This is a genomic window from Coriobacteriaceae bacterium, assembly GCA_025992855.1.
Classification (GTDB): Bacteria; Actinomycetota; Coriobacteriia; order Coriobacteriales; family Coriobacteriaceae; genus Collinsella.
Window position 1 is genome coordinate 1,120,506 of the sequence record DAJPGB010000001.1, and the last position, 13,829, is coordinate 1,134,334.

The 13,829-nt window shown below is 58.1% G+C and carries 8 protein-coding genes; 4 read left to right on the plus strand and 4 right to left on the minus strand.

From position 1 onward, the window contains the following. Positions 1-2: 2 nt before the first annotated feature. From OIL88_04635 to OIL88_04650, 4 genes are all read right to left on the minus strand, one after another. Complete coding sequence (locus OIL88_04635) at positions 3-1,643, minus strand: FAD-binding protein (GenBank protein HJI71656.1); 1,641 nt, start codon at positions 1,641-1,643, stop codon at positions 3-5. An 80-nt stretch (positions 1,644-1,723) separates the two neighbouring features. Beyond that, positions 1,724-2,995: an NAD(P)/FAD-dependent oxidoreductase gene (locus tag OIL88_04640; protein HJI71657.1), complete on the minus strand. Its 1,272-nt coding sequence runs from the start codon at positions 2,993-2,995 to the stop codon at positions 1,724-1,726. Then, complete coding sequence (locus OIL88_04645) at positions 2,996-3,826, minus strand: Mrp/NBP35 family ATP-binding protein (protein HJI71658.1); 831 nt, start codon at positions 3,824-3,826, stop codon at positions 2,996-2,998. A gap of 145 nt (positions 3,827-3,971) precedes the next feature. Then, the gene (locus tag OIL88_04650) at positions 3,972-6,200 is read right to left on the minus strand and encodes an LTA synthase family protein (protein HJI71659.1); all 2,229 of its coding nucleotides are present in this window, start codon (positions 6,198-6,200) and stop codon (positions 3,972-3,974) included. Between the two features lie 118 nt (positions 6,201-6,318). Between OIL88_04650 and uvrA the strand changes: the two genes are divergently transcribed. The 4 genes from uvrA to uvrC all read left to right on the plus strand — a co-directional run bounded on the left by uvrA (position 6,319) and on the right by uvrC (position 13,464). Beyond that, entirely contained in the window at positions 6,319-9,198 is a 2,880-nt protein-coding gene (uvrA, locus tag OIL88_04655) for an excinuclease ABC subunit UvrA (GenBank protein HJI71660.1), read from the plus strand. 132 nt (positions 9,199-9,330) lie between these two features. Continuing rightward, positions 9,331-9,831: a Cys-tRNA(Pro) deacylase gene (ybaK, locus tag OIL88_04660; GenBank protein ID HJI71661.1), complete on the plus strand. Its 501-nt coding sequence runs from the start codon at positions 9,331-9,333 to the stop codon at positions 9,829-9,831. 105 nt (positions 9,832-9,936) lie between these two features. Continuing rightward, positions 9,937-11,517, plus strand: a complete 1,581-nt coding sequence (gene murJ / locus OIL88_04665) for a murein biosynthesis integral membrane protein MurJ (GenBank protein ID HJI71662.1) — start codon at positions 9,937-9,939, stop codon at positions 11,515-11,517. Next, a complete protein-coding gene (gene uvrC / locus OIL88_04670; GenBank protein HJI71663.1) occupies positions 11,518-13,464 on the plus strand; it encodes an excinuclease ABC subunit UvrC in 1,947 nt (648 codons plus the stop codon). Positions 13,465-13,829: the final 365 nt, after the last annotated feature.

Sequence of the window (13,829 nt, forward strand, 5' to 3'; positions counted from 1 at the left end):
CGTTAGAGGTCCGCGATCAGGGCTTCGGCACAACGAATGCCGTCGGTGGCCGCGCTCATGATGCCGCCGGCATATCCAGCTCCCTCACCACAAGGGTAGAGGCCCGGGGTCGACACGGCATGGCACGTTCGGTCTCGGGTGACAGTGACCGGTGAGCTCGAACGAGTCTCCACGCCGGTAAGAACGGCATCGGGACGGTCGTAACCTCGTAGCTTTTTTCCGAGTAGGGGAAGTCCCAGGCGGAGCGACTCGACGATATGCTGCGGCAGGGCTTCGTCAATTGCCGTCCAGGTCACACCGAGCGGATAGGTGGGCTTTACCTTTCCGGGCGCCTTGCTGGCGCGTTCTGCGAGGAAATCTCCGACGAGTTGTGCCGGTGCGTTCCAGTTGGAACCGCCCAGGCGATAGGCGGCCGCCTCGCAGGCACGTTGGAGCTCGATGCCGGCGAGCGGGTCATCGTTGGGAAGGTCCTCAGGCGTGACGTTAACGAGCAGGGCGGCGTTTGCGTTGCGTCCGTCGCGGGCATTGAGGCTGGCGCCGTTGACGCACAGGTGGCCCTGCTCGGAAGAGGCGGCGACAACCTGCCCGCCGGGGCACATGCAAAACGAGAACACGCTGCGGCCGTTGGGAAGATGGGCGACGAGCTTGTAGGGGGCTGCTCCGAGGGCAGGATGTCCCGCCAAGGCTCCATATTGGGCTCGGTCGATGTCGCGCTGCGGATGCTCGATGCGAACGCCCATGGCAAAGGTCTTTTGTGCGAGGGCCACGTTGTGGTCCTTAAGGAGCTCAAAAATATCGCGAGCAGAATGCCCGCAGGCGAGGATGAGGTGCTTTGTCTCGATTGGCTCGTAAGTGGCGTCTTGGGACGATTGGACATCAATACCGGTGATGGCGCCAGACGCGTCGATGTGAATGTCGACGAGCTTTGTTCGATAACGGACGATACCTCCGAGCTGCTCGATGCGCTGGGATATAGCGGTGACAACCGTGGGAAGGATGTCGGAGCCAATGTGCGGCTTGGCATCCCACAGAATATCGCGGGGCGCACCCGCCTCGACGAAGGTTTCGAGGATAAGGCGATGGGCGGGATTTTTTGTTCCCGTATTGAGCTTGCCGTCCGAGAAGGTCCCCGCGCCGCCCAGACCAAACTGGATATTACTCTCGGGGTCGAGGATGCGCTCCTTTAGAAAGAGGTCGATCGCATGCGAGCGGCGAAATGCCGGGTCGCCGCGCTCGATGAGCAAGGGCTTAAGACCTGCTTTGGCGAGCGTTAGCGCGGCGAAAAGGCCAGCGCATCCGGCGCCGACAACGACAGGGCGTTCTTGAGGTGCGTCGGAGACGGGGGTGGGGAATGAAGACCCATCGTCTTTTATCGCGCGTACGCGCGAGCGGTCACGCTCGGAAACGCTGTCGACCGCTTCTCGCTCGAGGTGGGGACTGGTCAGCTCAACACGAAAGCTCAGGATAAAATGGACGTCTCGTTTTTTGCGAGCGTCGATTGACTTGCGGTGGAGCTCGATGGACTTGATCTCGGAGTCTTTGCAACGTAGGACGCGCTTGGCGACTCGCTTGCCAACAATGAGGCAGGCATTTTCATCGCCGGCTTCATCGAGCGACGCGTTGACTTGGGTGATTTCAATCATCGAGGTCTCCTTAGAGGCAAGAAAGAGGCCGTCCGGTATCCCAGACGGCCCGAATGCGTTTTTGATTATAGACTGCGCGGCTACAGGCTGCTTGCAGCGCGAATGCCCGAGAGCCATGCCCACGCAAGGTTAAAGCCTCCGCAATCGGCGTCGATGTCGAGCGCTTCGCCGCAGACGTAAAGCGGGGTGTCGACAACGCTGCGCGCGCGTAGACTGGGTGTTGAGATGCTCTCGACAGATACGCCACCACGCGTGACCTGCGCCGAGCGCTCCTCGGCGGTTCCCTTGACGAGCAACTTAAAGTGCTTGAGGATCGAGACCAGGTGGATGACATCGTTGGAGCCTGGATGGCACTGCTCGAACGCTGTGCAGACGACGCGGGAGAGTTGCGGGGCGAGCATGCCGTCGAGCCAACGGGGATCGCGGGGCGAAAAGCCGCCGAGCAGCTTAACGCGCCGGTTAAGCATATCGAGCAACTCGTCTTTAGAGAGGTCGGGGAAAACGTCGAGCAGGATCGTATCGCCGCGCTGGATACGACGGGAGAGGTTGAAGACAGCGACGCCCGAGATACCGAAGGTTCGAAACAGGACTTCACCGTCTTCGTGCCAGAGCTCATTATGATTGCGGGCGAGCGTCAAGCGGGCGCGGACGCGCAGGCCGTCCAACGTCTTGAGTGCCGCCCGATCGCCGACGACCGTTGCCGATACGGGGCAGAGGATGGGGCGCAGCGAAGTGAGGGGGAGGCTAAACGTATCGGCGATACCGGTGGGGTTGCCACCCGTGGCGATAATTACGGCATGTGCCTCCAGGGCCTCGTTCTTGCGAGGGACATCGGCGAGCGCTTTCCGAAGCGAGCGGAGCTCCGATTTTCGGTCGTCGTGCTTTTTTGCCTTGAGCGCCCGCGCTGGACGGTCTATTTGGAGTGTCCAGCCTTCGGAAGCTTTGTGCGCCGAGGCAACGTTGGCTCCGCAGATTAAGGTAATACCTAGGCGGTCGCAAACGTTGAGAAGCGCGTCGCGCACCGATTCTGCGCGAAGGGAGCGCGGGTATAGCCGGCCTTCCTCGGAGGTTGTCATGATGCCCAGCGAGGAGAAGAAACCCATAAGCTCTTGTTCGGGTTGGGGGCCCATAACGGATTCAACGAATGCGGGGTGATTATACCGCTGTGGATCAATCGATTCGTTGGAGAGGTTGCAGCGGCCGTTACCGGTCGCAAGGAGCTTTAGGCCGCAGGCGACATCGCGCTCAACGATGCAGACGCTTTTGCCAGCACGTGCGGCCGTAATGGCGGCGGCGAGGCCTGAAGCCCCGCCGCCGATTACCAGGACGTCATAGAAGGCGCTCGTGTTCACTTAGGCCTCGTCGGTCTCGTGCGGGGTAATAGCCTCGACGGCAGAGACTGCCTTGGGCAACATGCCATCGGGCAGCGCGGTCTCAACCTCGCCCTTATCGCAGGCCTCGGCGAGTGCCGGATTAATGGGAAGCGTGCCCAAGATGTCGAGGTTATAGCGCTCTGCGACCTCGGGGAGCTTGCTTTTGCCAAAGACCTCGATCTTCTTGCCGCAGTCGGGGCACTCGATATAGCTCATGTTCTCGACGATGCCCAGAATGGGGACGTTCATCTTCTCGGCCATGTTGACCGCCTTGGCGACGATCATCGAGACCAGGTCCTGCGGGCTCGTGACGATGACGATGCCGTCGACGGGCAGCGACTGGAAGACGGTGAGCGCGACGTCGCCTGTTCCCGGAGGCATGTCGACCAGCAGGTAGTCGATGGGGCCCCACGAGGTCTCGCTCCAGAACTGCCTAATGGCGCCTGCGATGACCGGACCGCGCCAAAGGACGGGGTCGGTCTCGTTTTGGAGCAGAAGGTTGGAGCTCATGACCTTGACGCCGTGCTCGGAGATTTCGGGCAGCATGAGGTTGCCAAGGGCATGGACGTGGCGTCCGCTCATGCCGAACATCTTGGGGATAGAGGGACCGGTGATGTCGGCATCGAGGACGCCGACCTTGTGGCCGTGACGGGCAAGCTCGGTGGCGATGGCACCGGTGACAAACGACTTGCCGACACCGCCCTTGCCGGAAAGCACGGCGATGACGCGTTTGACCTCGGACAGCGTGTTCTCCTCAAATTGCGACGGCGACGTTTGTCCGCCGGCGGCCTGTGCGTGCTCGCAACCCATGTATGACTCCTTTGTATATGTTGGGGCCGGAGCCCCGTGATGTGACACGAGCGTCATTGTACCCTCGTTTGCGAGCGGGAGTCATTTGCGATGCATTTGGGCCGAGCGTGCTTGCAATACGATGGGCCCAAGCGAATGGGCGGGCTTACTGAACTTTGCTGGCGAACTCGAGGTATTGCATGCGCTGCAGCTTGTCGATCGTCGAGGTGTATGGGCTGTCTTCAGATTCCAAGTTGTAGCGCAGCCCGTCGGCACCGAGATAGCCGGCGACATTGATGGTGGGCACATCTGACCTTGTTGCAAGCAGGGCCTTTTGATAGTCGGTGAGCGGGGCGCCGATCTTATTAAGGGTAATGGCTGCAATCTCGTTTGCCCCGACGGTGTCGTAGACGTTGAGCTCGGTATTGCCGGCGATTTCATAGTTAGCCCAGACGAAATAGGTTGACTGATAGACACGGAAAGCGTGGCTTGCCGTATCTTCCTGAGGGTACAGCTCGTCGTTGAGAGTCGTTGCGGCGCTCGGCTGATGGTCGCCAAAAAAGACAAGAACAACCGGTCTGCCGATATTGCGGAGCTCGTTGATAAAGTACTCGAGGTCCCGGTCGGATGCGTTGATGCAGGTGAGATAGGTGTTGAGCGCGCTATTGGCGCCCTCGCTGGCTCCCTCGACCCAATAGTTTGTCAGCTCTTCGGCGGGAACGGTGCCATAGTCGTAGCCGCCGTGATTTTGCATCGTGACGTCAAAGATGAACTGCGGCGCTTCGTCGGTTCTAAGCAGGTCGAGTATCTTGTCGTAGGTGGCGTAGTCGCATACGCCGGCATGGTAACAGGGCGCACCTTCGAAATCGCCGATTGAAAGAAAGTCTCCAAAGCCCAGCTGCTGATAGATCTTATCTCGATGGTAGTTGACGGGGTTTTGCGGGTGCATAGCGGTAGCGGTATACCCAAGCTCTTTAAGGTCCTTTGCCAGGCTGTTGACGCCATTCATCTGATACAGCTGATAGGGGATCTTGCCTAATCCGACAAAGGCCGTTGTCGCTCCGGTCAAAAATTCGAATTCGGAGTTTGCCGTTCCGCCACCGGTGACCGAAGCGAGCATGGTGCCGCGAACAAGTGTGTCGGGAAGCGAGTTGTAGAATGCGGGGCCGGTGTACCCGGCCGCCTGGAGCTGCTCAAAGCACGAAAGGTCGCTAAAACTCTCGTTCATGACGGCAACAATCGTCGGCTTGATTTCATTGAACTGGGCAACGGCAGCCGCGCGCTGCTCGCTCGAGCCATACGTGCTGTCGTAGGCGGCGGCGAGCTCCTGCTCGATGCTCTGCGCCTCATCGGGCGTATAGCCTTCGGGCTTCTCAATGGGCAACTCGTTGACCATTTCGGTGAACGAAGTGATAAAACCCTGAGACGTATATGTGGTGATGGGCTGCCAACGGTCAAATCCAAAATCCAGCGCCTGCTCCAAGTCGATGCTGGAAAAGCCTGAGAGCCCCACAACGGTCACTAGCAGAAAAGCGCAGAGGTTAGCGGCGATTGCGGGGAAGACATGGGTGGGCGTACGGAGCTTTCGCGGTCGGATAAGCGAAAGAAGCCCCAGGGAAATCTCCAGCAGGGCGAGAGAGGTTACGATTCCGGCGGTAAAGGTAAACTCGTATCCCTCGCTCACTTCCATTGCGGTGCCAAGGGCCAAGATATCGCTTGGCAGGATGGCTTCGCCTTTAAACGTTATGACGAAGTGCTCGGCAATGCCAAGGATGCAACAGGCGACGGGCACGAGGGCCATGACGCCTCCATGACGCTGTCCCAGCAAATAAAGGGAGAGCAGAACCGTCGCGAGCAGCCCGACGGAAAACCCGAATGAGTTGGCGGGAATGCGATAGAACGTTTCGTTACAGGCAATTTCGAGCGAAACGAACGAGAGCGCTGAAACAGCGGCGATGACAAGGATGTCACGGCAAATACAGGCAACCGTTCCCGTCGCAAGATCGGTTTGGTCGATAAGTCCCGAAACCAAGGGCTCGACAAGAAGTATGACGGCGGTAGCACCGAGCGCCGAATAAGAAAGGACCCATAGGGAATTGTCCTCATTTACGAGCAATTGATTCGTAATCCATGCAGCTACCATGCCGAGCGGGATGAGGAGCGTCGCGCACCAAAAGACGCGGGCAATGGGCGGCTTTTCATTGTGTTTGATTGAAAAATACACGCGCACGACGACGGTGGCCACGATAAGGACGGCGATGAATATGGGCAGATTGGCCATGTCGCTCGAAGTGATTTCAAGGGGGATATCTTCGGTCATGGACGTTCCTCTGTTACAGCAAATTAAGTTCAGTAGTAGATTACTGTAACCTTTCCACGGCATTTCGAGAAACAAAGCACCCGATACGCAAAGCTAAAGGTCTGCGAATCTTGTATTACGAACATCTGTGCGCGTCGAGTGCGCTAAACTCATCGACAGTATGATTCGATGCAATAGGAGGCAAGGAGCTTCCATGTCTGATTCTTCTATCGTTATTCGCGGCGCTCGTGAGCACAACCTCCGTGATATCGATGTTTCCATTCCGCGTGACCAACTCGTGGTCATTACCGGTCTTTCTGGCTCGGGCAAGAGTTCGCTGGCATTTGACACTATCTATGCCGAGGGCCAGCGTCGATACGTCGAGAGCCTTTCGAGCTATGCGCGCCAGTTCTTGGGCCAGATGGACAAACCCGACTTGGATTCAATCGACGGCCTTTCGCCGGCGGTGTCGATCGACCAAAAGACGACGTCTAAAAACCCTCGCTCGACGGTTGGCACCGTAACCGAGATTTATGACTATCTGCGCCTGCTGTTCGCCCGTGTGGGCACCCCGCACTGTCCCGAATGCGGCCGCGTCATTGAGCGTCAGACGACCGACCAGGTTGCCGACAAGGTCTTGGCGGCGGGGGAGGGCCGCCGCGCGTTTGTGCTGGCACCGGTGGTGCGCGGGCGAAAAGGCGAGTACACCAAACTGTTTGAGGACCTTCGCGCCGAGGGCTTTAGCCGCGTGCGTGTCGACGGTGAAGTGCGCTCGCTCGACGATCCGATCGATCTGGACAAGAAGTTCAAGCACGATATCGAGGTCGTAGTCGATCGCATCGTGATCCGTGAGAACTCTCTGGGCCGTATCGCCGAGTCTGTTGAGCAGGCGACCGCGCTGGCTCACGGCAATGTAAACGTGTACATGCTGCCCGATCGTGATGCTCCCGAGGGGACCGAGGGCGAGCTGCTGGAGTATTCGTTGGCCTTGGCGTGCCCGGAGCATGGTCACTCCATTGACGATCTTCAGCCGCGTGATTTTTCGTTCAACGCTCCCTATGGCGCATGTCCTGAGTGCGACGGCCTGGGCTTTAAGAAAACCGTTGATGCCGAGGCGCTGATCGAGGACCCCTCGAAGTCCATTGCCGACGGAGTCTTTGGTAGCCTGTTTGGCAACTCGAACTACTATCCGCAGATTTTTGCTGCGGTCTGCAAACACTTTAAGGTGAGCACCGATACGCCGTGGGAGGACTTGCCCCCTCGCGTGCGTCGTGCATTCTTGGATGGCCTGGGCGATACGAAGATCTCGGTCGACTACCAAAAGCTCGACGGACGTCGCAGCCAGTGGGATACCAAGTTTTCGGGCGTTCGCAACATCCTGTACGAACGCTATACCGAGACGACGAACGAGAACACCAAGGCGCGCCTGGAGAAGTACATTCGCGAGGAGCCGTGCTCGAGCTGCCACGGCGCTCGTTTGCGCCCTGAGATGCTCGCCGTCACCGTGGGCGGCAAGTCCATTTACGAGGTTTGTTGCCTGTCGTGCCGTGAATCGCTCGAGTTTTTTGAGGGCCTGGAACTCACCGAGCGCCAACAGTTTATCGGCGGCCGTATCGTCAAGGAAATCCTGGAGCGCTTGCGTTTTCTGGTCGATGTTGGACTCGACTATCTGACGCTCGATCGTGCCTCGGCGACGCTTTCCGGTGGCGAGGCGCAGCGTATTCGCCTGGCAACGCAGATCGGCGCGGGTCTCATGGGCGTGCTCTATATTCTGGACGAGCCCTCGATCGGTCTTCATCAGCGTGACAACGAGCGCTTGATCAAGACGCTCGAGCGCCTGCGCGATATCGGCAATACCGTTATCGTCGTCGAACACGACGAGGATACAATTCGTGCCGCCGATTACGTGATCGACATGGGGCCCGGCGCCGGCGTCAACGGCGGACACGTAGTCGCGGCGGGAACGCCTGCCGATATCATGGCGTGTCCTGAGTCGATGACGGGCGCATATCTGACCGGCAAACGAATGATCCGGGTGCCTGATGAACGGCGCAAGCCCGGTCGCGGCTGCCTTAAAATTACGGGCGCTCGAGCCAACAACCTCAAAAACGTTACTGCCAAGATCGAGTTTGGTACGCTTACGGTTGTTACCGGCGTGTCAGGATCGGGCAAGAGCTCCCTGGTTACCGATACCATTGCGCCTGCCCTTACGAATGCCATTCACCGTTCGACGCGCCCTGTGGGTCCATATAAGAAAATCGAGGGCATCGAGTGTATCGATAAGGTTATCGATATCGACCAGTCGCCGATTGGCCGCACGCCGCGTTCCAACCCTGCTACCTATATCGGCCTGTGGGATGATCTTCGCGCGCTGTTTGCGAGTACGCCGGAGTCGAAGGCGCGCGGCTACTCGCCGGGTCGTTTCTCCTTTAATGTGAGTGGCGGGCGCTGTGAGGCGTGCAAGGGCGACGGGCAGATCAAGATCGAGATGCACTTCCTTCCCGATATCTACGTTCCCTGCGAAGTTTGCGGCGGTAAACGCTACAACCGCGAGACACTCGAGGTCACCTACCGTGGCAAGACCATCTCGGACGTGCTCGAAATGAGTGTCACCGAGGCGCTGGCCTTCTTTGGGAATATCCCGCAGATTAAGCGCAAGCTCCAAACGCTGTACGATGTAGGCTTGGGCTACGTGAGCCTGGGCCAGCCCGCCACGACGCTCTCGGGCGGCGAGGCGCAGCGTGTGAAGCTCGCCAAGGAGCTTCATCGACGCCAGACGGGCAAGACGTTCTATATTTTGGACGAGCCGACGACCGGCCTTCATTTTGAGGACGTCCGCCAGCTGCTCGATGTGCTGCAGCGCTTGGTCGATGCGGGCAACACGGTGCTGGTGATTGAGCACAACCTTGATGTCATCAAGGTTGCCGATCGTCTGATCGATATGGGTCCCGAGGGCGGTAACGGCGGCGGAACCGTTGTGGTTTCGGGCACACCGGAGCAGGTTGCGGACTGTCCGCAGAGTTATACGGGCAAGTTTTTGGCGCCGTTGCTCAGGCGTGACCGGGAGCGTCAGGCTCAACTTGATGCTCAATAAATAGGCGATTCAGTTTATGGGCGCCATCGACTCCTTGTGATTCGATGGCGCTTGCTGTGTCGAAGTGACGTATGCAGCCGAATTGGACATATACTTAATCTTTGCGTCCGAATGCGAGGGAAAGGATATGTCATGGCAAAGGCTGTAAAGACGCCAAAAACCAATGCGATGCGCGAGCTGGAAAGCGCCGGCATTTCCTATGTTCTACATACGTACGAAGACGATGGTGATGAGTCGGTGGGCCTGGGGGTCGCGATTTCGGAGCAGCTTGGCGAGGAGCCCGGTCAAGGATTTAAGACTTTGGTCTGCGTGACACCGTCCAACGACTATGTCGTGTGCTGCATCCCTGTTGCCGACGAGCTCGATCTAAAGTCCGCCGCGCGTGCCGCGGGGGAGAAGTCCTTGGCCATGATGCATGTGAAGGATTTGCTTGCGGCGACTGGCTACGTTCGCGGCGGCTGCAGCCCGGTCGGTATGAAAAAACGCTACCGGACGCTCATTGATGAGACATGCGTCCTTTGGGATACCATTTTTATTTCGGGAGGCAAGCGTGGTTATCAGCTCGAGCTTGCACCCGATGATTTAATTGCATTTTGCGGGGCGACGGTTGCCGCGATTACGAGAGAGGACTGAGCGATGCCGCAGGAAGAATTGAAGCGCGGAGCTCATTTTGCAAAAGAATCTGCGCCTCAGACACCCTCATCCGAAGCTTCTTCGTCGCGAGATGACACTGACGACATGGGCTCGTCGGACTACTCCACGGTTGGTCGTTCTGCCGGGCTTATGACCATCCTGACTATCGTGTCTCGCGTCACCGGTTTTATCCGCACGTGGGCAATGGCGGCCGCTATCGGCATGTCGCTGCTCTCGTCCTCCTATCAGGTCGCCAACAACCTGCCCAATATGCTCTACGAACTCGTGATGGGCGGCATGCTCGTGACGGCGTTTTTGCCCGTGTACATGGGCGTGAGGCGTGAGCAGGGTCGCGAGGCCTCGAACGAGTACGTGGGCAACCTGCTCGGCATTCTGCTTTTAGTGCTGGGTGGCATTTCGTTGCTGGGGACCGTGTTCGCCCCGGGCTTTATCTGGACGCAATCGTTCCTTTCGGGTGACGGTGGCAGCATGGATACCGCTGCGTTCATGTTCCGTTTCTTTGCCATCCAGATTCTGTTTTATGGTTTGGGCTCGGTGTTCTCGGGCGTTCTCAACGCACACCGCGACTACTTCTGGTCGACGTTTGCCCCGGTCCTCAACAATGTGATCGTCATTGCGAGCTTTATGGGTTTTGCGCCCGTGTCCGCACAGTTTGGCGAACGTGCCGGCATCATCTTGATTGCGGCCGGTACGACCCTCGGTGTCTTTGTTCAGATGGCATGTCAGATTCCCGCGCTTGGCAAGCACGGCGTGCATCCCCATATCCATATCGACTTTAAGGACCCCGCGCTGCGCCAGACGATTGCGCTCGGTATCCCGACGCTGCTCGCCACGGTGTGCATGTTTGTCTCGACTTCTATCACCAACGCTGCCGCGCTGGTGGTCCAGCCCGAGACGGGTCCTTCCGTCATCGCCTATGCGCGCCTGTGGTACACGCTGCCCTACGCGCTGATTGCCGCCTCGCTTTCGACGGCGCTCTATACCGAGCTCTCTCATGACGCACAGGAGAAGGATTACGACAGCGTTCGCACGGGCATTTCGCGTGGCGTCGCCCAGATGCTGTTCTTCCTGATTCCGTTCGCACTGTACCTGATTGTCTTCGCACGTCCGCTCAATATGATCTACTGTGCTGGCAAGTTCGATGAATCCGGCGTGGCTCTGGTGTCCGAGTACCTTGTCTACCTGGCGCTCTCGCTGCCGCTCTACGGCGTGGTCGTGTTGATGCAGAAGAGCTTCTCTGCCTTGCTCGACATGAAGCCCTATAGCCGCTATTGCCTGTATTCCGCCATCGGCCAGGCCGGCTCGGTTCTGCTGTTTGGCGTTGTGCTGGGCTTCGGTATGCCGGCAATCGCGCTTTCGTATGTCGTCGACTACGTGATCTTGGTCGGCTGTTCGCTGTGGTGGCTGCGTCGTCGCCTGCGTGGCCTTCAGGTCAAATCTATCCTACATGGCGGTTTCTTTGGCCTTTTGCTCGGTGGCCTAGGTGCTGCCGCAGGCGCCGGCGTCATGTGGGCGCTTGAACACTTTGTCGGGGCACTTGGCGGCTCGATTCTGATTACTCTTGGCTACGTTTGCGTTGCGGGTGTCGCCTCGCTTGTTGTTACCTTTGGCCTTGCCGTCGTCCTTAAGATGCCCGAGGTCTCGGCGCTGCTTCGTCGCAAGTAGGTGCGCGTGGCCGGTCACGACAACATACCAACGCTTGCCGAGCAGGTTTCGCGCGTTCCCACACAGCCCGGATGCTACCTTTGGAAGGATGTCAAGGGCGATGTCATCTACGTGGGCAAGGCGAAAAACCTGCGCGCCCGCATGCGTCAATACGTGACACTGCAGGATGAGCGTCAAAAGATCCCGCTGATGATGCAGCTGGTGGCGAGCTTTGACTACATCGTTGTCGAAACCGAGCATGAGGCGCTTGTACTCGAGCGCAACCTGATCGGCCAGTACCATCCGTACTTTAACGTCGACCTCAAGGATGACAAGAGCTACCCCTTTATCGCCATTACAAAGGGCGACCTGTATCCCGCGATCAAATACACGCGTGAGCGTCATAAGCCGGGAACGCGCTATTTTGGACCCTATACCGATAGCCGTGCGGCACGTGAGACGATAGATACGCTGCGCAAGGTTATCCCCATCTGCTCTGCATCCTGTGCGGAGTGGCGTCGTTGTCGCCGTACCATCGAGTCCCACAAGGGCGAGGAAGACATCGTCAATATGATTTGCGCACAAAACGGGCGTCCCTGCTTTGACTACCATGTCGGGCGCGGCCCGGGTGCGTGTGTCGGCGCGATTTCCCCGGCAGACTATGCCAAGAACGTTAAGCGCGTCGAGCGCTTTTTGTCTGGCCATCGCAAGGATGTCGTCGACGAGCTCACGGCCGAGATGACGGATGCCGCCGAGGCGCTCGACTTTGAGCGCGCGGCACGCGTCAAACGTCGTTTGGAGGTCATCAGGGGTCTGGACGATCGTCAGCAAGTCGTTTTTCCCTCCAGTGTCGATATCGATGTCATCGGGTTCTATCGCGAGGAGACCATCTCCGCCGCTTGCGTCTTCGTCGTTCGCGAGGGCCGAACAGTTCGCACCTGCGAGTTCATTCTCGACAAGGGTCTTGATGTTGACGAGGAAGAGCTCCAGTCGGGCTTTCTTAAGCGCTATTACGACGAGACGGCTGATATTCCAGCTGAGGTCAACCTTTCCGTCGAGCTTGAGGATGCGGAGGCGCTGGGGGAGTGGCTTGCGGGCAAGCGTGAGCGTTCCTGCCATCTCCATAGGCCGCAGCGTGGCGAAAAGCACCGTCTGCTCGATATGGCATCCAAAAATGCGCGCCATGCCCTCATGCGCTACATGATGCGAACGGGGTACGCTGACGACCGCACCAATCAAGCGCTCCTGGAGCTCGAAAGTGCGTTGGCGCTGCCATCGCCGCCGTTGCGTATCGAGTGCTTCGATATCTCTACACTGCATGGCACCTTTACGGTCGCCTCGATGGTGGTGTTTACCAACGGGCGCGCCGACAAGAGTCAGTATCGTCGTTTTAAAATTCAGGCCGAATTGGACGAGGCAAACGACTTCGTGTCGATGTCCGAGGTTTTGGGACGACGTTATGCTCCCGAGCGCATGGCCGACGAGCGCTTTGGTTCGCGCCCCGATTTGCTCGTTGTCGATGGCGGTAAGCCGCAATTGACCGCTGCAATCAAGCAACTTGAGGCTCTTGGGCTCGATATACCAGTTTGTGGCTTGGCAAAGGCCGATGAGGAGGTTTTCGTGCCTTGGGACGAGACTCCCATCGTGCTGCCGACCGGGTCCGCGTCGCTCTATCTAATTAAACAGGTGCGCGATGAATCGCACCGTTTTGCCATCACGTTCCATCGCGAATTGCGCGATAAAGCCATGACGGTTTCGGTACTCGATGACGTTCCAGGCGTGGGACCCACCAGAAAACGTGCCCTTATGCGCCATTTTGGCTCGATGAAGCGTTTGCGCGCGGCGAGCGAGCAAGAGATCGCGGAAGTTCGAGGCGTTCCTGCCGATGTCGCCAAAGCGGTTCACGAGGCGCTCGTTGCATGGAATGCCGAGCGCGCCGAGGCGGCGGCAAAGCAATCCGAAAACTAAACACGCCTCTAAACAACTGATATACATGATTGCGTGATTTTCAATCATTTATTTCACGGCGATTACCAGCCGATTTCGGGTTTAATTAACGCTAAAACGTTTGACTAGCCATGGTGAACAACCCTGCTATCCTGCGGGTTGACGAAGACTGATATCTCACCTCGTCGATACATACTGTCTGGCGAATCGTTTGTCAATGAATTCGGTGAACGGTAGCAAATACCGTTCAAGCGTATGTATGTATCGGTCGCCGAGCGCGGCACCTCAGTTGGGTTCGTCGGTAGGTAAGGTATATATCGTCCGCAAGTTGCGCGGGGGCACGTCTAGGCGCTCCCGGGTAAGATTCTCTATTGATAGGAGAAGAC